Here is a 20309-nt window from a genome sequence, read left to right on the forward strand (position 1 = left end):
CATATGGTTATTTGATCATTAGCTCTATAAATAAATTCAACTCTCCGTTCTTTTTGTAGAAGCTTTCGGGAAATAGTCTTCTCAAGTTTCAGGTTTATTGCAATATTGTTGGCGGAGTCCCGCCGCGGTATCTCTTAGCCGCCAACAAGTAGCTGGATGACGATTGTCAGGGTGTAATCCCAGTGTCCCTATGATGTCATCCCAGTGCCCAGACACTGGGATCCAGGAAACTTAATTGCAAGTAATGCATTGGGTTTGGTGAGTATGGGTTTTGCGTTATAGAATGAAGCACTTTTGGTGAATTTATAAAGAAAGCTGGATCCCAGTGTCAAGCACTGGGATGACAAAAAAAGGAGCACTGGAATGGCACCATTTGTTATGTTTAACAAAGTTCGTACTTAGCTTCATGTTAGCCATAAATATTTAAGAAATTTACCAAATGGAAAAAAAGGCAAAAGAAGCCCCATGGTTAACTAGTTCTGACACTGGTTTCCATCCAAGACGGCAGTAGCCCCTTCGGTGTCATTCCAGTGTCAAGCACTGGAATGACAAAGGAGAGCAGTGTCAGCTACTTGGATGACACCTTTTTTCTACTTAGTGTGGGTTATACAAGAAGTCTATTGTATAGCTATTGCTGGTTGTATATTACTTATAGCTTATCTATTCAAATTTTGACTTTATTTTTCATAATTAATTATTTACACTGTTGATAATCTAGTTATTATTAGTATCCCATTGGTTAATGAGGTAAAAAATGTCTACATCTAAACTTAAAATTTCAATTGCTGCTTTATCATTATGTGTATCTGCCGTTGCAATTTATATACATCTTCCTTATGTTATTGCAGCAGTTTCTGGTTCTGGTGCAATTGAAGCAGTTCCTTTAGCAATTTTTGCTGTTTCTGCGATTGTTGCGCTGGTTTCAGTGATATGTCTTATTAGACTGGCCGTTTCTAGAGCTGGTGATAAGAAAAAAATAGATCTTAGTGGAGAAGAATCCGGCCATACTGCATCTCAAGAACCACAAGAAAAGCCTGTTAAGCAAGATAGTGGATCACAGATAAAAGTTGATAGTGATACTAGTTCGCAGCATAAATCAAGTGTGCCTACTTCCCCTTCACATCCCCCGCAAACACATGTTACAGCAGTTCCTCAAGTACCACAAGAAAAGCCTGTTAAGCAAGATAGTGGATCACAGATAAAAGTTGATAGTGGTACTAGTTTGCAGGATAAATCAAGTGTGCCTACTTCCCCTTCACAGTCTCCGCAAACATGTGATACAGCATCTTCTCAAGTACCACATAGTGTACTACTATCCCCTTCGTCTCCACCAAGTGGTGCAGTACCACCACCACCTCCTCCTCCTGTAACACAAATCGATCCACTTGCAGTGTATAAGGAAAGAATAAAAAATAAAACTGGCGCTACTGCAAGTACATCTAGTACATCTCATAGTACTAACTCTTCTAGTTTGGCTGAAGAAGCAAAAATAAAAAGAGCGAAGCGTGGGTCTTGACAGTGGTATAGGATCTAGAGCCACATCTCCGTTATATTTTGAACAAAAGACAGAGGAGCCACCAAGTTCGCATGTTAATTCATCTTCTATAGCACAAGTAAAGAGTGTTAACCCAGTGGATAATAAGGTGCAAGATTCATCTATTCCTCCTATCGAGGACCACGCAAAATTTTCTGCTTCAAAGGGAGGTGTTCCACGCTCTTCTTAAAATAAGTTTACCTACAAGTCTGATTGTATTAAGATTACTTAATACAATCAGATCTATTATATGCGTTTATCCAAGTATTACTTACCAACTCTAAAGGAAAAGCCTGCTCATGCTAAAATTATCTCCCATCAATATTCTTTACGTGCAGGTTTAATAAAGCAGATAGCATCTGGCATCTATACGTGGTTACCACTTGGTCTCTTAGTGCTTAAAAATATTGAAAACATTATCAGAGATGAAATGAACAAATCCGGTGCTATTGAAGTGTTAATGCCTTGTGTGCAACCGGCAAGTCTTTGGCGAGAATCAGGACGCTATGATGATTACGGTAAGGAAATGCTACGCATAAGGGATAGGCATGAGGAAGATATGCTTTTCGGTCCAACGCACGAGGAGGTGGCAACTGATTTAATTAGAGATGTGGTAAAAAGTTACAAAGATTTGCCACTTTGTTTATACCAAATTCAATGGAAGTTTCGTGATGAGGTAAGACCACGTTATGGTGTTATGAGGGGCAGGGAATTTTTGATGAAGGATGCATATAGTTTTGATGTGGATTACGAAAGTGCACAGAATTCATATAATTTGATGTACAAAACTTACATAAAAATCTTCAAACGCATGGGACTTACCCCAATTGGAGTTCGAGCTGATACGGGGCCAATTGGAGGAAATTTGAGCCACGAGTTTCATATATTGGCAAACACTGGTGAGAGCACTTTATATTATGACAATAAATTTTCTGAACTACTAGAGAGTGAAGATATTGAAAATCTGAAGAGTATATACGCAGTTGCAGATGATATGCACAACCCTAAAACTTGCCTTGTGCCGCAAGAGCAGTTAAATGTCAGTAAAGGTATTGAAATAGGGCATATTTTTTATTTTGGCGACAAATATTCAAAGCCTATGAAGGCAAGTGTTACTTCTCAAGATGGAAAAAATGTCAATATACATATGGATTCGTATGGTATTGGGGTTTCAAGGCTTGTCGGCGCAATAATAGAAGCTTTTCATGATGATAAGGGAATTATCTGGCCAGAATCGGTGGCTCCTTTCAGAATTGGTTTAATCAATTTACAAACGAAAGTAACGGAGGCTGCAGATAAAATATACAAAGCTTTGAAGAGCGATGAAGTGCTTTACGATGATACGGAAGGAAGTGTAGGAGTAAAATTTTCTAGAATGGATCTGATAGGCTTGCCGTGGCAAATAATTGTCGGAAAAAAGGCAATAGATGAAAAGATAGTTGAAGTAAAAAATAGAGCAACTGGAGAGGTAAAGGAAATGCAGATTGAAGAAGCAATAAATCACTTTAGCACAAAATGATACACGGTATCGGCACTGACATAGTATATATACCAAGAGTATTGAGAATATTACAAAAATACGGGGAAAAATTTCTCAATAGAATCTACACTGAAAAGGAAATAGAGCTAAGTAGAAAGTATAATAGTCAAGAAATGCGAGCAAGGTATTTTGCTAAACGCTTTGCAGCAAAAGAAGCTTTTGTTAAAGCACGAGGTAGTGGTCAGGGCATTACAATGAAAGATATAGAAATATACAATGATGTAAGAGGCAAGCCGTATCTTACCGTTAGCAAGGATTTTATCTCCAAAATTCATCTTTCTCTAAGTGACGATGGAGATTACGCTACTGCATTTGTTGTAATTTGCGTCTAGCAGATATTTTCAATTTATGCAGTTGACTTTGTGCTATCTATATAGCTAAACTGACTTACGACAATTTGAAAAACCGTCATTCCGCTACTAGTTAGCGGAATCTATGCTGAGATACCGCGGCGGTATGACGTGTTAGCTATAGCATACACAAACAACTAGTTTGCCAAAAAAACATAGCAGTTTTTCTATGATTTGAGTATAATTCCAGCTTTACCTAAACAGAAAATTTAATGGACTATATCTTAATGTATCTTTCCTTACCATTTTCAATTACCGAGAATTATTTATTAATTACTGCATTGATTCCACTTTTGAGTGGGTTAGCTATTTTTTTTACTGGTAAATGGCCCAGAGTGAACAATAGTATTACTGTCACTTCTTCTGTACTTCTGTTTACGTATACGTGTCTGTGCACTTTATATTGGATATATGGTGATTATTCTCAATTTATTCTCATGGATTTTGGTAATAATTTGCACATTAGTTTAAAGCTAGAGTCTACCGGAGTAATATTCAGTTTATTAATATCGTTTTTATGGGTGCTGACCAGTATATATGCAATATGTTATATGCAGAATAACTATGCTGATAGCAATCACTCAAGTTTTCTATGCTTTTTTTCAATATCGATTGGCTGTGCAATGTTTATTGCTTTTTCTGGAGACTTGCTCACTACATTTGTCTTTTATGAGCTTCTAACTATTAGTACATACCCTCTGGTTACTTACAACTCAACAAATGAATCAATGATTGCAGGATGCTATTACTTTGGCGTGCTATTTTTCTCTTCTTTGGTATTATTTTTTCCTGCAATAGGCCTTTTATATCATGAATTTCATACTTTAGACTTTGTAAGCGGTGGAATATTCAAATTTGATACTTCACTCATCACTTTCATTGCAGTGTGTTTTGCTATGCTGATTTACGGAATAGGAAAAGCTGCATTAATGCCAATGCATTTTTGGTTACCAAAAGCAATGGTTGCACCAACTCCTGTAAGCGCACTACTGCATGCTGTTGCTGTTGTGAAATCCGGAGTTTTCATCATCATAAAAGTTATATTATACACTTTCGGCGTCGATAACATGCAACGTTTTGTGCAGCAAAATTGGTTTGCTGGAGGGTGGCTTCCGTACGCTGCTGGATTTACTATTATTACTGCATCATTGATTGCACTAAAGCAAAAAGAATTAAAGAAATTGCTTGCTTACTCTACCATCTCTCAATTGTCGTATATTATATTATTCGCTTCAATTTTTAGTGATCTCAGCATGAGGGTTGCAATTTTTCAATTAGTTTGCCACGCATTTGCAAAAATCACTTTGTTTTTCGTTGCCGGAGCAATAATAACGAGAGCAGGTGAGAAATATATAGATAAGATTTACGGTATAGGACGCAGTATGCCAATTAGCATGACAGCATTTGCTATAGGTGCATTGTCTATGATAGGGGTGCCGCCTGCTCCGACTTTTTGGGGTAAATTTCTCATTTTTCAAGCTGTTTTCAACTCTGGCAATGTAATACTTTCTGTGTTTGTAACTCTAGTGTTAATTGTTAGTACTATACTCAACGCTCTGTACTTTTTACCGATAATTTACAACGCCTTTTTCTTAAAACCTTCTCAGAATTACTTTATTAAAAAAACACCAATTCTTCTAGTTTTACCTCCAGTTATTACTGCTATGTGCACTTTGGTTATTTTTTTTAGCTACCAAGTAATATTTTAAAATCTGTATTTATAACCATTAACAATAAATTTAAATGGTATTATACCAGCCAGAGTTGCTTTTATATTCGACAAAGTGAAGCTAATCTCCACAGTATCCTCCTTATTTTGCTCGGTTGTAAAAACTACAGTAGCATTTCCAGCAAATGTAACTAAGTCCTTGGTCGATCGATCAATAGATAATGTTATTACATTTATGTTGGCGATTTTTCTTTTAGATAAAGACAAATTACCAGCTTCATTATTCGTTTTTTCCTGAAAGCCTTGATAGATTTTATGTATAGAATTGTTTCTTATAAAATTTTCTTGGTACTTCGGTTCAACGATCTTAATGGACTCGTATATTTCAATGTATTTACTTATTAAGTACCTCGCTGTGGAAGTGTATTCATCTTCCTTTTTACTGAAACTAAGCTTATGCATTGCAGAGAACTCATCTTCTGTGTGGTTCATATACTTCACAAAATTTAAATCTTTTTTAATAGGAAATAACAGGTATATGTTTAATGTTAATAAACATAAGCATACTAGGAGAAGCGATACTATTAATGCCATCCAAGATCTTTCTGCTACACAAAACAGATACCTATGGCAGTACCATTCGACTGCTTTACTGAAATAACTTTTGTTTTTTACTGATTCAAGCAATTTATCTTCCATAACACAATACTACCAGACCTAATCGGATCATTATAATAACAATAAGCTTAGATACTCTAAAAAAAACTTTAAAATATGTCTAAATTTTCCCAAATAGGATGAATGATTATATCACCTTGTTCTGCAATGAGGTAGAATTTATCGATTTTGCTCACATCTATATTTATCATTTTTACACTGAAATTTTCAGGATCATAAGTATTACTTTCTACACTTTTGTGATAATTATAATAATGTAATTTATTTTGATCATCAAAATAACCAAATTCATCAGCAAAGGTTCCCACTTTTCTACCTTTACCACTTTTGACTAGCTCAAATAGATCAATTACATGGTTTTGGGATCCAGGCTCAATAGGCCCTTCTGCAGCAAAAAATTTAGGTGCATGACCAATGTATTCCTTAAATTTTAGATTATGAGTCTTTTTTACACTACCAAAATCCACAAATTTATATTCATCTGAAATACCAGAATATTGTGGATCATACTTTTTATATTCAAAAAACTCATTACCTAAAAAATTACAAAACGTTAATTTATAATTATCATGATCGGATTTTACGACTTTAAGGTAATGAAAATCTCCAGGAATCTTTACTTCCTCTTCCGTAATATGATTACGTACAACAAGCTCACCATTTAGCATATGATAGCCAATTTTTGGCAAAGTAGCTATATTGATTGTCTTGTTTAGCTTAAAATTTGCTTCATAAATGCCACTTAACAACTCCTTTCCTTTTTCTAGGGTTATGTCTTGATCTGAAGCTATATTCTTAATTAAGCTTAATTTTTTCTGCATGTTCAATATGGCTTTCGTCAAAACTTCTATTGATTGCCATACAGTTAATTTATTATCAGTCAAATTATATACTTCGAGTATTAAATTAACAGAATTTTATCATGAATTTATGTTAAAAGTATTATACTTTGTAAACTTATGTCATGATATTAACTACATTAGCTAAAACATGCTTTTTATCTAAGTGGAGTTGCTTTGCGGCAACGAAAAGTTCATCTATTTTTTTCCACTGACTTAGCAGAATTTCAACACCATTTACCTCTCTCTTTATGCTTTCTAAAATGAAGGCCTGAATTATATATGATGCTAGTTCTAGTTCGATTTCGCTATTAATTACTTTATTAATCATATTGGGATTCTTTAAATCATGAAGAAATTTATAAAAGCATTTGTATGCTTCATAAGCATCACTACTTATTGTATTTATTATCATTCCTGGCATTCCAGGAAATAAAGTAATCATTTCGTCAAACGTTTGATTATCAAATTTACATTGAGATGAAGCAACTTGCTTTGTTTCATCATAAGTTAATGGGAGTAAATTTAGCTGAAAGCACCTACACAAGATAGTGGTTTGTATATCATATGGCTTATGGCTAATTATAAATATCTTAGAATTTTTTGGCGGCTCTTCTAATATTTTCAATATTGCGTTTTTAGCGTTATTAGTCATTGCCTCTAAGCTATCTATTATAGCTATTTTGTGTTCTGATTGAATGGGACTTAAGTGTAGAAAGTTTTTCATTTCTCTGACTTTTTCTATTCCGATAGTATCACCTTCAACAATGTGTAAGTCCAATGCTACTTCATTATAGTTTTTTATGAGTAACCAATTGGAGAAGGATTTTGCAAGTGTTGCTTTTCCTATACCTTTTTTACCACAGATCAGCCAAGACTGAACAGATAAGTTGTTCATTATTTTTTTTTTGGCTTGGTTGTGGCCTATTACTTTTTTCATTCTTTCTCCTATAGATTTTAGTTTGAAAATGCGTTGTTTACTGTTTGTAATGAAATTGTACCTTCCCTTAAAACCTTAATCTTATCTTCGGTTAAGTCAATAATAGTAGATTCTATACCAGAAACTAGTTCGTCATCTTCAATCACTACAGATAAATGTTGCTTAATGGATTGTGGTATATCGTTTGCCTTACATACACTTTCTTTTCCTGAAATATTTGTACTAGTTGCAACTATTGGAACTTTCAGTTTGTTTAGTATTGAAATTGCAATAGGATGCTCAGGAATTCTGATACCTATACTATCTTTAAAGAATTCGTTTGGCAATATGTTGTTGTTTTTAAGTGGTAAAATATAGGTAATTGGTCCAGGAGAAAAGTGGTTTATTAAATCAATATATCTTTCCTTTACCTTTGCTATTTTTGTCAAATTGTAAATATCACTAACAAATATAGACAGTGGTTTATTTTGAGAGCGTTTCTTTATCTGATATATTTTTCCTATAGATTCATTATCTAGTGCATTACAAGCAAGAGCATACACTGTTTCTGTTGGAAAACACACTAATAAATTGTTCTGTATTGCATTTATTATTTTAGATACCATATAGCTAAAAACTTATTCATAACAACTAGATCAGTTTTGTTGCACTGTATCTTATATAGTAACTGCTAGTTTTTGTAAACGTAATGCAACGCAGCTTACCATTTGTTATGCAGATTTGCTACAACCCAAACTCTTCATTGACTTTATCAATTATTGCCTGTGGTGGATCCTCTCCCCATCCTGAATACAAAATCTCTCCATAGTCTGCAACATCTATAGAGCCAGTTCTGCTTTTTGCTAGAAACATTTCTCTTTTCTCTTTATCAACTAATACATAATGCCACGCTGATTTTCCACGATCTTTACCACGGACTAAGTATATAAGATCTGACCTACTTCTTTTTGTTGCATCAGCAAAAGATCTTTCATTGACAGTTTTGCTTTTACTTTTTATGCCGCCACTTTCAGAAAAAGCTTCCTTGGATTCGGTTTTTTTGCCTGCTAATTCAGAAATTTTTCCTTTTTCCCCTAATGCCCGTTCTTTGGTGTTTTGAGACGAATACTTACTGGAAAAACCTTCCCCTGTACCGCCAGGAGTCCTGTTTGTGAAACGCTTAGTAAATGAATTATTGTCGTTGTTTTCTGCCATAAAAATCTCCAAACTTTAGATTGTAGAATCCAAACTTTTACTACACTTTATCATATGTTAATTAAATTAATATAAATGAAAAATAATATAGTAATTATTACAGGAATTACGGCCTCAGGTAAATCAGAATTATGCGATAACCTGATAGAAAAATATGGAAATATTAGTATAATAAATTGTGATTCAAAGCAGGTATATGAAGAAATTCCCATAATTACTGCTCAACCACCAAAGCAAGAAGTATTTTATAAACTATATGGTTATGTTTCAGCAAAAGAAAATTATTCCGTGGGTCTATGGTTAGAAGATTTAGAAAAAGAAGTTAATCACGCATTAGAAAATGCTCAAATACCTATCATCACTGGAGGAAGCGGGCTTTACATCAGCAGTTTAATCAAAGGCTTATCATCAATGCCACAAATAAGTCAGGAAGTGAGGAAAAATGTAAGCGAATTAAGGAAAAATTTAAGTAAAGAGGAGTTTTACAAATTAGCGCTAAGCAAAGATCCAAGGATTCAAGGTAAAGTGTTCATGAATGACTCGCACCGCCTTTCAAGGGCACTTGAAGTTATCACTGAAACTGGCAAGTCAATTTTTGTATGGCAAGAGAATAGACAGCCTCCTTTATTCAATAATTTTAAGATATATACAATTCTGCCTAAACGTGAAGATGTATACCGAAAAATAAATTCTCGTTTCATTACAATGATTGAAAATGGAGCAATTGATGAAGTAAAAAAGCTACTTAGCATGAACCTAGCCCCACATTTGCCAGCTATGAAAGCACACGGAGTGCCAGAAATTATAAAGTACTTGAAAGGTGAGATTACTTTAGACGAAGCGATACAAATTGCTCAAACAAACACAAGACACTACGCGAAACGTCAGTATACCTGGTTTAAAAAACAATTTCTAAACCCCAGTTATGGATTAACCAACACAGTAAGGCTTAGAAATAGAAGGCTTTTTTGACTGCATGGAATATGAAATTAATGTAGAAAAAATATGTACCAGAAAATTTATTGGCGATCTGTGCCGTGTATGTTCAAGCTCAAATTTATTTTTTAAACAACAAAAGACTGTCTCAATAATCGACCTTTTTCTCAATAAAGCCTTCTCTTTTAGTGAGATTAGTGCGTTTTTCATGCCTTTTTTCACTTTAGTGACAAGCTTTAAACCTCTATCGAAGAGTTCCTCAAAGAGCTCCTTCTTGATATAGCCTTTATCTCCGAACAAAAGTCCTGTCAGTCTTTTAGTTATAGTTGGCACAGGTATCAACGTTACCTTTGGTTAGAGTAAGTGATTGAATTTCTCCAATTTCGTTAATCACCAAGTGCAATTTAAAGCCAAAAAACCAACCATACGTGCTCTTACCAATTTCTGCTAAACCATCAAAAACTTTGTTCCTAGAGATCCTTTTCTTGTGGCAAATGGCAATCGTAGAAGTGTCAATGTAGGAAGTACCTGTCATTTTCGCTTGTTCGCAGAACCATTGAAGAAGTAATGCTAAATACCGTAAAACTCTCGGCTTTAAGGCAATAAATCTGTGATATGAAGGCATCTTTGAAAATTCTGATCTATAGAGTAACTTAAGGTAACAAAGATAAAAAGCCTTGAAGTTTTTACATGGCGATTGGTGGTATAACAGGATTATGGTTAGCATTTCTGAGTGCGCTATTTCTGGTACTCTGGTTGGTTTTTTGCCATTTGATAAGAACTTATTTGCAAAATTTTCATCTACTACACGACAAAAATCCTCGACGCAGCAGTAAAGTTCTGTAATATCTTTCTTCATGGGTAACCTCTTAAATTATTGTTAAAATACTTGAGTTTACCCTATTTCCCTCTTTATTAATTCTACTTTTATCTGTTTTCTAATCCATAACTGGGGTTTCTAAATGCTGAAGTGATTGATTGTGCAAACAAGCTCAAGATATTTTAATTCAGGCCGTGCTCATTACTACGAATAGGGGGTTCCATATTTTCCAGATGGTCGCTTACTTCTAGTGGATCGCCTAAACCATGCTCTATTTTTATTTTAAAAAATCCAAGCCTCTCGCAAAATTTCTGAAAACACTCTTTTATAACGTCAAACAAGTTTTTATCACCTATATTATAGTCCTTCAGTCTCTTAGGAACAGTAAGTGACAATTTACCATCTTCATATGTTACATTTTTATCACCTTGAGACTTAAGTGTGAATTCTAGCGAGCTATCCAATTTACATAATTCTTCTTCCAGTTCTGCAAAAGTGCGAACTGCAATTTTTTCTTCAATTCTGATTGCCGCATGACTTGGATCACTACAATTAATATGTGTTACATGATTAGACTGAAACAATAACCCATATGTTTCAGCTAAATGAAGGATAGGTCCTCCTTTACCATACAATGCACCCACATAAGCAGCCTGGTTACAATTAGTGATTAGTTCTTCTAGAATAGAATCATTTGGAACTTCTGCTTCAGCATATTCAAATAGCTCTGTAAAAACTTGTTTTACAAATTGGCGGTACTTATTTTTGTCATTTGAAATGAGGTTGGTATGTTTATTATATAATTCATCAACAAGCTCTTTTGTTATAACTTTGTTCTGAATAACAAGTTTCATTCTTGGAAGATCTACGTACATAGTTGCACCAGAATTCGCTTCAGCATTATCTTTACCAGCCCTCAACCTGCTAAAACCAAACTTTTCTGCTTGAGCTCTTAGTGTAACTATTGGATTTTCCTTTTCTTTTGGTGTAGAGCTGTTCATCATTAATACCTTGATATAGACTGCTAATGGTATAATAATACATAAAAATGATTAATAAGTTAATAAAATACCTACTATAAGCCCTATGATAGCAAATATAGTTAGGGGTAACTTAGGCTTACCGACGATTTTAAAAACAACAAATTCGTCATTCCGTTACGTGTTAGCGGCTGAGATACCGCGAATGAATCGCGGTATAACGTTAGAGAGCTGTGCTAGCTATAGTGCATACCTGACCATAAGGTGACAAGATTTTAAAAAGGCTCTATAACAGTTTTACACATGTATGAATCTCAATGAGCAATCAGATTTTTCTAAATAGCAGGCTGGAGAATATACCTAAATTTCATTCCGCAATATTACCTAAACTTTGTGGTGGGGACAAGGTGGTGGATCTGCTGTTTTATAAGCCACTTAGTTATGTGGATAGAAGCAAGTTACTATCTGATGCTCGAGTTGGAGAATTTACAACTTTCATTGCAAAAGTTTATGAACATCAGTCGCCCACTTTTAGAGGTAGACCATATAAAATAGTCGTTGAAAGTGAGAGTCAGTATATATTCATAGTCTTTTTTAATTACTCAGTTAAGTATTTATATAAACTATTTCCAATTGGAGCGAATGTGATCATCAGTGGCAAACTCGAAAAATTTGCTGAACATTGGCAAATTACTCATCCAGATTACGTGTCGCTTGACATCAACCAATTTAAAGAAATAGCTTGCATAGAGCCAGTTTACCAATTATGCCGTGGCATTACCAATAAGCGCATTGGGAACATAATAAGCTCTAATCTAAAGGAATTGCCTGATTTACCAGAGTGGATAGATGATACATTAATCAAGCAAAAAAAATGGTTAAGTTGGAGGGAAAGCATCATAAAGTTGCACAGACCAAGCTCATTGGTGGAAGCTGAGGTTTGTAGAAAAAGGCTTGCTTATGATGAATTGTTTGCGTATCAGCTAGCGCTGAAACTTGCAAGAAAAAATCATGTGAAAGAAAGGGGAAGAGAATTTATAATATTGAGTAAATATAAAGAGCAAGTTTTAAATGAATTGTCGTTTCAATTAACAAATGATCAAACTCGTGCAATAGATGAGATCTCAGAGAGACAAAAATCCAAGTATCGCATGATAAGCTTGCTGCAAGGTGATGTTGGTAGTGGCAAAACCGTAGTTGCACTTTTTGCGATGATAAATGTGGTAGAAAACAACATGCAGGCAGCTCTAATGGCACCGACTACTATCTTGGCGGAGCAACATTATAATTGGATTGAGGAAGTTTTATCCTGTACCGATATAAAAGTTGCGCTGCTTACTGGTAAAACTTCGCGCAAGGAAAGAAAGATTATCATGAACGAACTTGCAAGTGGTGTTTTAAATATAGTGATTGGCACTCATGCACTATTTCAAGCTAACGTTACATTTAAAAATTTAGGGCTTGCAGTCATAGACGAGCAACAGCGATTTGGAGTGATGCAGAGAAATCGCTTGGTAGGAAAAGGAGAAAATGCCGATATACTTTTCGTTACTGCAACTCCCATTCCAAGAACTTTGCAGCAAGCTATGTATGGTGACGTTGAATGTTCAATTTTGAAAGAAAAACCAAAATCCAGATTGCCAATAAAAACTGTAACTATGAACATTAGTAGGGTGCCAGATGTTATTGAAAAGCTAAAAGGTGCTATAAACAGGGGCGAAAAAGCATATTGGATTTGTCCATATATAGAAGAAAACGAAGAGACCAATATTGCTGCAGCAGAGATGCGTTTTCAGGAATTACAAAAAACATTTCTTGATAAAGTCGGGATAATACACGGAAAATTGACTCAGGAGCAGAAAGATCAAGTTATGTTTTCCTTCAAAAGAAATGAATTTTCTCTGCTTGTTGCAACCACTGTGATAGAAGTTGGTATAGATGTGCCAGATGCAACCATCATGATTATAGAAAATGCAGAGCAATTTGGGTTATCACAATTGCATCAGTTAAGAGGCAGAGTAGGGCGAGGAAACAAGCCATCTTTTTGTGTATTATTATACGATAATTTAAGTAAAAGCTCATCTTCAAAGTTAAAGATCATGTGTGAGTCACAAGATGGATTTTACATTGCTGAAAGGGATATGATGCTAAGAGGCAGTGGAGATATTTTAGGCACAAAACAATCAGGATGTATGGAATTTAAATTTGCTGATTTATATCAGGACAAAGAGCTGCTCAATCTCGCGTATAATAACGCAAAAGGCGCAATGGCTGATTTTGAATTACTGCTTGATATATTTGAATATAGGAGTAGATTACATTTTTCAAAATTTCAGTAGGAAAACCAGGTAGCCCGCAGAAACGAAAAAACTTCCTTGACAAACCTCGCCAGCCCCCTTATCATGAAACTGAAGCTATTGTATTTGCTTTCGCCAATCTGCAGATTAAAAGGTAAGGATTACTTAATGTATTGGCGTCTTATGTTCAATTTTTTGCAGTATATAGATACTGTATGTCTTTACAAAACTTCATCTACATCTAGATTTTTATCTAAATAAGCTGAACGCGCTTATAAAGCGTTACAAGACATCAAAAAATGCCAATACTCGACAGAGATAGTAAAAGACTAGCTAACTCGGGGATTCTTTGTCTTTTTTTCTGCTTAGTAAATTTCTTAAACATTTGCAGCGTAAGTTAGTTGCAATTAAATGCGGCTGAATCTCGCTTGTCAAGCGTTTAAAACATAAAAAACGCCAATATTTTAAAGCGGATAATAACCACGGGGCTTCTTTTGCCTTTTTTTTCATTTGGTAAATTTCTTAAATATTTAGATTAGTTGCAATTTAAGAGCCCGTAAAGGGTGTCATTCCAGTGCTTGACACTGGAATCCAGGTTGCTCACAAGCGAACTAGCATAGAAAGTGGTTACAACGTTTTCGATGAGATTGCAGAAAGGCTGGATCCCAGTGTCAGCTACTTGAATGACATCATAGGGGCACTGCCCTGACAATCGTCATCCCGCTACGTGTTAGCGGAATCTGCTGTGGCAACATAAACTCAAATCATTCAAATTTTAATCCAAAGAGGTATCATTATGTCAAACAACTTCAATTTTAAAGAATTTTTTAACCACTATGAAACAAATAGTACGTCAGATGATATACAAAGGTATTATTTGCTGTGGAAATCAGTAATAGCGCAGGCAATGATTGATGCAGCAAGTATAGCTCTTTTTACAATAATCCGAACAGACCGTAATATGCTACTGGCCTGCTATAGCCATAAACACATATCTTATCGCATTCGGACTATTATAAGAAAGGCTATAACTGTAAAAAAACAGAAAGCTTGGTAGAAAAACGTAAGGCAATTTCTTGGTTGTCAGACTTTAGTCAAGATTTTGTGCACACATGTATATTGGCTGATTGTGATCCGGTATACGTAAAAAATAAAATACAGCCAACCTTAAAAAGCCTTACTAGATAAAGCCTTTTTATATACTTAATGAGGTTTACTCCTTTTACCGAAAAAAATATAATTCAATCTCCTATCTATAGTTGCCTCTATATCTTTGATTAATAGCTGCTTTATCATGTTTACTTTTCGCTTTGCATCTTGAGCTTGACGCTCATTGTTACCACTGTTATTGCTGTAATTATTCTTATCACTATAACTACTGCCAATTGGTTTGCTACTGTTACTGAACTCACTACCCTTTTTTCTTCTTGTGTTGAGTATCTGTATTATCTTTTCCTTTAAAAAGGACTTCCAGCCTGTGCGAAGTAATAATTTATAGAGAAAATGCGGAGTAAGAAACGCCACTAATATTCGAATAGAAATTCCGTAACCGAGATCTTCCCTATTTTCATAATACCACTTGCAATATTGAAACAAACGGTAAAACGCATTTTTGAAAGAGCAAAATTCTACAGCATACCAAAAACCATTGCTGAGAAACATGAGCACAATGCTGAATGTGTAAAGATACATTGTGAAGAGAAACAGTTTCACAATTATATCTTTTAGACTACCTAATATATAATTCAATAATCTTAATTTATAGAAAAGTGATATCATTTCACACCCACTTCAATATGGCTGGGGTGGAAGGATTCGAACCTTCGCGTGGCGGTATCAAAAACCGCTGCCTTACCACTTGGCTACACCCCAATACTACTTACATCAATAACACTATTAGCCCAATTAGTAAAAGATTTATTTGCTTTTTCTATGGGCATCACAGCAATAGCTGGCTGATCATAAGAATGCATTGCTTCGATTTTTTCTACAATTTTATCAACTTGATCATTCCTGCTCTTCATAATTGCCACTACTTCACAACTATTACTAATTTTACCTTCCCATAAATACAGAGAATTCACTTCGGGAAATATATTTACACATACAATTAATTTCTCGTTTAACAATTCTTCAGAAACAGTTTTAGCCTCCTCAAAATTTGAAAAAGTTGTATAAACCAAAACTAAATTATTCATTAGTAGCTACATAAATGCATTGCTACTATACTCTACCGAGATTTATTCATCAAGAGAAAATAACGCCAGCGCGTACTGTATGAACATTTGTTTGCAAAGGTAGTATGTTAAGTGTTATAGCTAGTTTGCCTCAAACGTAAAGGTGTCATCCCAGTGCCCCTGTGATGTCATTCCAGTGCTTGACACTGGAATCCAGTTTTCCATATAATCTCATCGAAAACGTTGTAACCACTTTCTATGCTAGTTTGCTTGTAAACAAGCAAACTTTCCTGGATCCCAGTGTCAGCTACTCGGATGACACCTTTCCTAGTAGAGAAATCACAATGTTCATACGGTTGTACGCATACCGCTGGGATCTAGGATTTTTCTATAGTTTAAAAACAAAAAAAGGACGTTACTCATTGAGTAACATCCTTTTGGAGAAGGTAGAAGTTTTACTTATTACACTGTTCCTGGAGTTGCTGTAGCTCTTGAGTTGACAGGTTCTGCACTAGGTTGATCTAGAGATGCGCGTCGTTTTGCCAACTTTTCTTCGAGTTCTCTGTCAAATTCTTCTTTTAAAGGAAGAACTTGTTTTCTTGTTAGCGTAGAAGAACCAGAACCCATTCCACTATCAGTAGAATTACTGTGAGTGAGAGTTCTGTTACTCAAACTATCCAGGTTTTGCTCCACAATAGGATCACTGAGAACATCTTCACTGAAAGAACTTTGTCCATTTAAGTTAGTCAATGAGGCGCTTCTAGGTAGTTCTGGTGGAGCAACTGGAGTAAGCTTAGGAGTTAAGCTACTAGATGAATTGCTTCTACGGACTGTTGCAAAGTTCTGAGAATCTGAATCAGAGACAGTAGCAGTACTTTCAGTTCCTATAGAATTTAGTGAATTGCTTTTTGACAAGCTGTTAGATTGTTCAGAGCCTTTTCTTCCCAGTGAAGAGAATGATGATGACACAGACCTAGTTAAACTTTTGACAGAAGGCCTGTTAGCTTTTTTCTCTGCTCTGTCAAACATATTGCTTACGCTTGAGTACAAATGATTTTCTCTACATTCTTTAATAACCTTCTTAATTTCATCGTAATGTTCAGAGAAAACACTGTCGATGAAATAACTACCTTTAGGTAATGACCTTTGTGTTAACAAGTTATGCAAGCTTTTTTCATTTAAATTATTAATGAATTCTTTCTGTACTTGCCATCCAGAAGTATGTTCAATCTCCCCTGATTTTGCCTTCTCTGCCATTTTTAAATCAATTTCTGACGATATTCCAGAAAGTACATTTTTCACTAACCCAGAATTATTTCCTTTATCAGCAAAAATTGCTTTCATATCATTTCTTATTTCGTCAGATTTCTTAATTGCATCTGGAGTAAACCTTTTTACCTTATCTAAATAGTCCGTCTCACCAGATGCCTTATGGAATTTATTTGCCACTCCTTCGCCTACAAAACTAGCGCCTTTTTTCAGTGAATCTACTGAATGTTCATAACCTTCTTTCACCTTATCTTTAACATGCACAGCACCATCTCTAACTTTTCCGGCAGCGTATGTTGATGCGTCCTTAACTTTCCCAGCAGTATATTTCGCCCCATCAACTGTTTTTTCTGCTGACCACTTGAGCCCTTTATATCCAGATTGAACTGTTTTTACAGCGACTTTTACAGCGAAATATAAAGCAAGACCAACTATAGCACCTGGTATAGCAAGTGTTGCACCAACTGCCAAAAGTGGTAGTACTGCCGTAAATAATCCACTTGCTGCACTTACTACAAGAATCTTATCTCCTTGTTTCATCTTAGAGAATTCTGTATCCCCTTTTAACAGGTCAGTAATTCTTTCTTTTAGCTTCTTGGGATCATTAGCAATATCTGAATTTGGTAGATTTTGCATAGTTTTATTCAAATCAAGACTACCTTCTTGTTGTAGGTCTATTTCAGTTTCAACAGAATTTAAACTTTTTTTATTAGGTAACATTTTTAACCTCACTATTAATTAAATATATTATAATTGTATTCCTTGATTCTTAAGTTAGTGTTAAATTGATTGCCAGTATTTATTTGTCTTCAAATAATTTCGCTTGACGTGTTTTGTGGTAACATAGAAAATTAGGTCAAGAAGCTGCAGCATTTATGAAGTATAGAAAAAGAACACTCATCTTTTTGGCTGTTATAACTTTAATAATAATAGCTTTACTATTTAGGTATAATTCCCATTTTCACAAAGACGTAGTGCACTTAAAGAGTGACAACAAAGAATTCAAAAAAAAGCCAGAAAATTCCATAGAGTCGACCATATTACATAGAGAAAAGGAAGTGTACGATCATGTTTTCCATCCTGATGATTAATTTGTAAATAAAATAGCAATTTATGTTTGCATTTTCTTATTAAAGAAGTAATATTAGCGTATTAATTATAGAATCAATCATTATGTTTGATGATAATAATCCTTGGAATCTGGGAAAGAAACCGGTAGGGAACAAAACTCCTAATAATGAAGATATTTTAAGTAAAGCTGTATCTGATATAAGGTTCTTTCTTAATGGATTAACCAGAAACAGGGGCAAAAAACCTTATTTCATCATTTTCATTATTTTGCTGTTCTATGCTTGCACTGGCTTTTATATTGTCCATCCTAGTGAAGAAAGTATAGAACTTACCTTTGGTAAATATTCTAATACGGAAACACCTGGTTTGCGTTATCACTTCCCCTACCCTATTGGCAAGGTTTTTAAAGTGAACGTTAAGGAAGTAAATCGTGAAGAAATTGGGGTAAGTAGTTCTTATGGGCGAGATACAGATCGCGGTGAAGGCGTGATGCTAACTGGAGATGAAAATATAGTCAACGTTAACTTCGAGGTTCAGTGGCGCGTTAGAGATGCTAAGGACTATTTATTCAAAGTGCGGGATTACAAACCCGGTTTCAGTGTTAAAAATGCTGCTGAAAGTGCCATGAGAGAAATAATAGGTAAAAATACGATCTCTTTTGCACTTGGTCAAGGCAGACCAGAAATTTCTAGAGATACTAGAATTCTATTGCAGCAGATTCTTGATGGATACCAAATGGGTATAGAGATTTTATCTGTTCAAATGAAAAAAATTGATCCACCAGAAAAAGTAATCAGTTCGTTTAGAGATGTACAAAGTGCTCGTGCAGACAAAGAGCGTACTATAAACGAAGCATATGCTTATAATAATGATATTATACCTCGAGCAAAGGGTGAAGCGATAAAGATAAAATTAGATGCACAAGCATATGAAAATGAAATAATAAATGAAGCAAAAGGTAATGCAAATCGCTTTTTATCTCTTTATGAGGAATATAGACAGAATCCTTCTCTCGTTAAGAATCGTATTTATCTTGAAACTATGGAAAATATTTTCAGTAAGGTAGACAAAGTTGTTGTAACTGATGATCTGAAAGGTATGTTTTCTTATTTACCTCTTACAAATTTAGGAAAATAACCATGAGTAGTAATATTAAAATTGTTTTTGTTTCTGTATTTGTTGTTTTATTGATTACTTTATCTAATTCAATATTTGTTGTGCAAGAAACAAAGCAAGCAATAGTTATACAACTGGGTAAAGTTGTAAGGGATGTTAGGGAAAGTGGCTTATATTTTAAGTTGCCATTCATAAATAGTGTAGAGTTTCTTGATAAAAGAGTTTTAGATTTAAGTCCTGATAAGATCCCAAGGGAAGTGATAACAGCGGATCAAAAACGTATTATAGTAGATGCGTATGCAAAATATAAAATAACAAATCCTGTTACTTTTTACCAGGCTGTGAGGAATGAATCAGGTCTGGTTAGAAGATTATATCCGGTTATAGAAGCTCACATAAGAGAAAATATAGGCAGATTCTCGTTGATTAGTTTGTTGAATGAAAAAAGATCAGAGGTTATGCAATTGATTCAGCGTGGAGTTTATTCTGAAGCTGAAAAATTTGGCATAGAAATAATAGATGTAAGAATTAAGAGAGCAGATTTACCAGAAGAAAATAGTTCTGCAATATTTCGCCGTATGCAAACTGAAAGGGAAAAAGAAGCAAAAGAAATTAGAGCAGAAGGAGAGCAAGCTGGGCAGGAAGTTAGATCAAAAGCTGATAAATTAAAAAGGGAAATTATCTCCAGTGCAGTAAAAGAATCGTACGAAATAAGGGGCCGTGGTTATGCTGAAGCAACTAGAATTTATAATGAGGCATTTAAGGTTGATGAAGAGTTCTTTAACTTTTATCGCTCTATGAGCGCTTACAGTAAATCATTTGCCGAAAATAATACTAAATTTGTACTTTCACCAAACAATAACTTTTTAGATATTTTAAATAAAGGATGGAAATAATTT

The 20309-nt window shown here is 34.7% G+C and carries 21 protein-coding genes, 1 tRNA gene and 1 pseudogene; 11 read left to right on the forward strand and 12 right to left on the reverse strand.

The genetic code is table 11. The features are described 5' to 3' along the window. Positions 1-188 precede the first annotated feature (188 nt). Positions 189-389 (reverse strand): hypothetical protein, encoded by a 201-nt coding sequence (locus AAGD79_RS06065; RefSeq protein ID WP_265043208.1) that lies wholly within the window; start codon positions 387-389, stop codon positions 189-191. Between the two features lie 365 nt (positions 390-754). Between AAGD79_RS06065 and AAGD79_RS06070 the strand changes: the two genes are divergently transcribed. The 5 genes from AAGD79_RS06070 (at position 755) to AAGD79_RS06090 (ending at position 5133) form a co-directional block, all read left to right on the forward strand. Further along, complete coding sequence (locus AAGD79_RS06070) at positions 755-1516, forward strand: hypothetical protein (RefSeq protein WP_341811299.1); 762 nt, start codon at positions 755-757, stop codon at positions 1514-1516. Next, positions 1506-1724 (forward strand): hypothetical protein, encoded by a 219-nt coding sequence (locus AAGD79_RS06075; RefSeq protein WP_265043213.1) that lies wholly within the window; start codon positions 1506-1508, stop codon positions 1722-1724. Before AAGD79_RS06070 ends, AAGD79_RS06075 begins: the two co-directional genes overlap by 11 nt. Before the next feature lie 60 nt (positions 1725-1784). Next, positions 1785-3053, forward strand: a complete 1269-nt coding sequence (gene proS / locus AAGD79_RS06080) for a proline--tRNA ligase (RefSeq protein ID WP_341811300.1) — start codon at positions 1785-1787, stop codon at positions 3051-3053. Further along, positions 3050-3406, forward strand: a complete 357-nt coding sequence (locus tag AAGD79_RS06085; RefSeq protein ID WP_341811301.1) for a holo-[acyl-carrier-protein] synthase — start codon at positions 3050-3052, stop codon at positions 3404-3406. Before proS ends, AAGD79_RS06085 begins: the two co-directional genes overlap by 4 nt. A gap of 230 nt (positions 3407-3636) precedes the next feature. Then, a complete protein-coding gene (locus tag AAGD79_RS06090) occupies positions 3637-5133 on the forward strand; it encodes a proton-conducting transporter membrane subunit (RefSeq protein ID WP_341811302.1) in 1497 nt (498 codons plus the stop codon). Here AAGD79_RS06090 and AAGD79_RS06095 read toward each other — a convergent pair. From AAGD79_RS06095 to AAGD79_RS06115, 5 genes are all read right to left on the reverse strand, one after another. Then, complete coding sequence (locus tag AAGD79_RS06095; RefSeq protein ID WP_010082435.1) at positions 5130-5792, reverse strand: hypothetical protein; 663 nt, start codon at positions 5790-5792, stop codon at positions 5130-5132. The two genes, AAGD79_RS06090 and AAGD79_RS06095, sit on opposite strands and share 4 nt — an antisense overlap. 68 nt (positions 5793-5860) lie before the next feature. Then, positions 5861-6655 (reverse strand): hypothetical protein, encoded by a 795-nt coding sequence (locus AAGD79_RS06100; RefSeq protein ID WP_022626354.1) that lies wholly within the window; start codon positions 6653-6655, stop codon positions 5861-5863. Positions 6656-6728: 73 nt separating this feature from the next. Continuing rightward, on the reverse strand, positions 6729-7550 hold the full coding sequence (locus tag AAGD79_RS06105; RefSeq protein WP_151807995.1) for an AAA family ATPase: 822 nt from the start codon (positions 7548-7550) through the stop codon (positions 6729-6731). 17 nt (positions 7551-7567) lie between these two features. Beyond that, on the reverse strand, positions 7568-8155 hold the full coding sequence (locus tag AAGD79_RS06110; protein ID WP_341811303.1) for an L-threonylcarbamoyladenylate synthase: 588 nt from the start codon (positions 8153-8155) through the stop codon (positions 7568-7570). 118 nt (positions 8156-8273) lie between these two features. Continuing rightward, the gene (locus tag AAGD79_RS06115; RefSeq protein ID WP_341811304.1) at positions 8274-8744 is read right to left on the reverse strand and encodes a hypothetical protein; all 471 of its coding nucleotides are present in this window, start codon (positions 8742-8744) and stop codon (positions 8274-8276) included. A 75-nt stretch (positions 8745-8819) separates the two neighbouring features. Here AAGD79_RS06115 and miaA point away from each other — a divergent pair, with 75 nt between their 5' ends. Further along, on the forward strand, positions 8820-9716 hold the full coding sequence (miaA, locus tag AAGD79_RS06120; RefSeq protein ID WP_341811305.1) for a tRNA (adenosine(37)-N6)-dimethylallyltransferase MiaA: 897 nt from the start codon (positions 8820-8822) through the stop codon (positions 9714-9716). Here the strand turns inward: miaA and AAGD79_RS06125 are convergent. Together AAGD79_RS06125 and AAGD79_RS06130 are read right to left on the reverse strand one after the other, a co-directional pair. Then, positions 9675-10539 (reverse strand): annotated as a pseudogene (locus AAGD79_RS06125) (IS982 family transposase). The gene miaA and the pseudogene AAGD79_RS06125 sit on opposite strands and share 42 nt — an antisense overlap. A 143-nt stretch (positions 10540-10682) precedes the next feature. Further along, positions 10683-11501 (reverse strand): hypothetical protein, encoded by an 819-nt coding sequence (locus AAGD79_RS06130; RefSeq protein WP_341811306.1) that lies wholly within the window; start codon positions 11499-11501, stop codon positions 10683-10685. A 296-nt stretch (positions 11502-11797) separates the two neighbouring features. Between AAGD79_RS06130 and recG the strand changes: the two genes are divergently transcribed. From recG to AAGD79_RS06145, 3 genes are all read left to right on the forward strand, one after another. Further along, positions 11798-13819 (forward strand): ATP-dependent DNA helicase RecG, encoded by a 2022-nt coding sequence (gene recG / locus AAGD79_RS06135; protein ID WP_038199133.1) that lies wholly within the window; start codon positions 11798-11800, stop codon positions 13817-13819. A 532-nt stretch (positions 13820-14351) separates the two neighbouring features. Further along, the gene (locus AAGD79_RS06140) at positions 14352-14486 is read left to right on the forward strand and encodes a hypothetical protein (RefSeq protein WP_265043227.1); all 135 of its coding nucleotides are present in this window, start codon (positions 14352-14354) and stop codon (positions 14484-14486) included. An 87-nt stretch (positions 14487-14573) separates the two neighbouring features. After that, on the forward strand, positions 14574-14834 hold the full coding sequence (locus tag AAGD79_RS06145; RefSeq protein WP_341811307.1) for a hypothetical protein: 261 nt from the start codon (positions 14574-14576) through the stop codon (positions 14832-14834). Positions 14835-14980: 146 nt separating this feature from the next. Here the strand turns inward: AAGD79_RS06145 and AAGD79_RS06150 are convergent, their stop codons facing one another. The 4 genes from AAGD79_RS06150 to walE1 all read right to left on the reverse strand — a co-directional run bounded on the left by AAGD79_RS06150 (position 14981) and on the right by walE1 (position 17943). After that, entirely contained in the window at positions 14981-15439 is a 459-nt protein-coding gene (locus AAGD79_RS06150) for a hypothetical protein (RefSeq protein ID WP_341811308.1), read from the reverse strand. Positions 15440-15574: 135 nt separating this feature from the next. Then, positions 15575-15649 (reverse strand) — tRNA-Gln (locus AAGD79_RS06155). Then, a complete protein-coding gene (cutA, locus tag AAGD79_RS06160; RefSeq protein WP_006279213.1) occupies positions 15640-15975 on the reverse strand; it encodes a divalent-cation tolerance protein CutA in 336 nt (111 codons plus the stop codon). Before cutA ends, AAGD79_RS06155 begins: the two co-directional genes overlap by 10 nt. A gap of 441 nt (positions 15976-16416) precedes the next feature. Then, complete coding sequence (gene walE1, locus AAGD79_RS06165) at positions 16417-17943, reverse strand: actin bundler (RefSeq protein ID WP_341811309.1); 1527 nt, start codon at positions 17941-17943, stop codon at positions 16417-16419. Positions 17944-18396: 453 nt separating this feature from the next. On the opposite strand from walE1, the gene hflK reads away from it, so the two are divergent. Together hflK and hflC are read left to right on the forward strand one after the other, a co-directional pair. Beyond that, on the forward strand, positions 18397-19431 hold the full coding sequence (gene hflK, locus AAGD79_RS06170; protein WP_010962866.1) for an FtsH protease activity modulator HflK: 1035 nt from the start codon (positions 18397-18399) through the stop codon (positions 19429-19431). Between the two features lie 2 nt (positions 19432-19433). Beyond that, positions 19434-20306, forward strand: coding sequence for a protease modulator HflC (gene hflC / locus AAGD79_RS06175; RefSeq protein ID WP_265043230.1), 873 nt, complete (start codon positions 19434-19436; stop codon positions 20304-20306). The last annotated feature ends 3 nt before the right edge of the window (positions 20307-20309 follow it).

Source organism: Wolbachia endosymbiont (group A) of Oxytorus armatus (genome assembly GCF_964027005.1).
Classification (GTDB): Bacteria; Pseudomonadota; Alphaproteobacteria; order Rickettsiales; family Anaplasmataceae; genus Wolbachia; species Wolbachia pipientis.

Excerpts from the sequence above, each read along its gene's own strand:
- AAGD79_RS06070 (WP_341811299.1), top strand. The coding sequence starts at position 755 with ATGTCTACATCTAAACTTAAAATTTCAATTGCTGCTTTATCATTATGT.
- proS (WP_341811300.1), top strand. The coding sequence starts at position 1,785 with ATGCGTTTATCCAAGTATTACTTACCAACTCTAAAGGAAAAGCCTGCT.
- AAGD79_RS06085 (WP_341811301.1), top strand. The coding sequence starts at position 3,050 with ATGATACACGGTATCGGCACTGACATAGTATATATACCAAGAGTATTG.
- AAGD79_RS06090 (WP_341811302.1), top strand. The coding sequence starts at position 3,637 with ATGGACTATATCTTAATGTATCTTTCCTTACCATTTTCAATTACCGAG.
- AAGD79_RS06095 (WP_010082435.1), bottom strand. The coding sequence starts at position 5,792 with ATGGAAGATAAATTGCTTGAATCAGTAAAAAACAAAAGTTATTTCAGT.
- AAGD79_RS06105 (WP_151807995.1), bottom strand. The coding sequence starts at position 7,550 with ATGAAAAAAGTAATAGGCCACAACCAAGCCAAAAAAAAAATAATGAAC.
- AAGD79_RS06110 (WP_341811303.1), bottom strand. The coding sequence starts at position 8,155 with ATGGTATCTAAAATAATAAATGCAATACAGAACAATTTATTAGTGTGT.
- AAGD79_RS06115 (WP_341811304.1), bottom strand. The coding sequence starts at position 8,744 with ATGGCAGAAAACAACGACAATAATTCATTTACTAAGCGTTTCACAAAC.
- miaA (WP_341811305.1), top strand. The coding sequence starts at position 8,820 with ATGAAAAATAATATAGTAATTATTACAGGAATTACGGCCTCAGGTAAA.
- AAGD79_RS06130 (WP_341811306.1), bottom strand. The coding sequence starts at position 11,501 with ATGAACAGCTCTACACCAAAAGAAAAGGAAAATCCAATAGTTACACTA.
- recG (WP_038199133.1), top strand. The coding sequence starts at position 11,798 with ATGAGCAATCAGATTTTTCTAAATAGCAGGCTGGAGAATATACCTAAA.
- AAGD79_RS06145 (WP_341811307.1), top strand. The coding sequence starts at position 14,574 with ATGTCAAACAACTTCAATTTTAAAGAATTTTTTAACCACTATGAAACA.
- AAGD79_RS06150 (WP_341811308.1), bottom strand. The coding sequence starts at position 15,439 with ATGTTTCTCAGCAATGGTTTTTGGTATGCTGTAGAATTTTGCTCTTTC.
- cutA (WP_006279213.1), bottom strand. The coding sequence starts at position 15,975 with ATGAATAATTTAGTTTTGGTTTATACAACTTTTTCAAATTTTGAGGAG.
- walE1 (WP_341811309.1), bottom strand. The coding sequence starts at position 17,943 with ATGTTACCTAATAAAAAAAGTTTAAATTCTGTTGAAACTGAAATAGAC.
- hflK (WP_010962866.1), top strand. The coding sequence starts at position 18,397 with ATGTTTGATGATAATAATCCTTGGAATCTGGGAAAGAAACCGGTAGGG.
- hflC (WP_265043230.1), top strand. The coding sequence starts at position 19,434 with ATGAGTAGTAATATTAAAATTGTTTTTGTTTCTGTATTTGTTGTTTTA.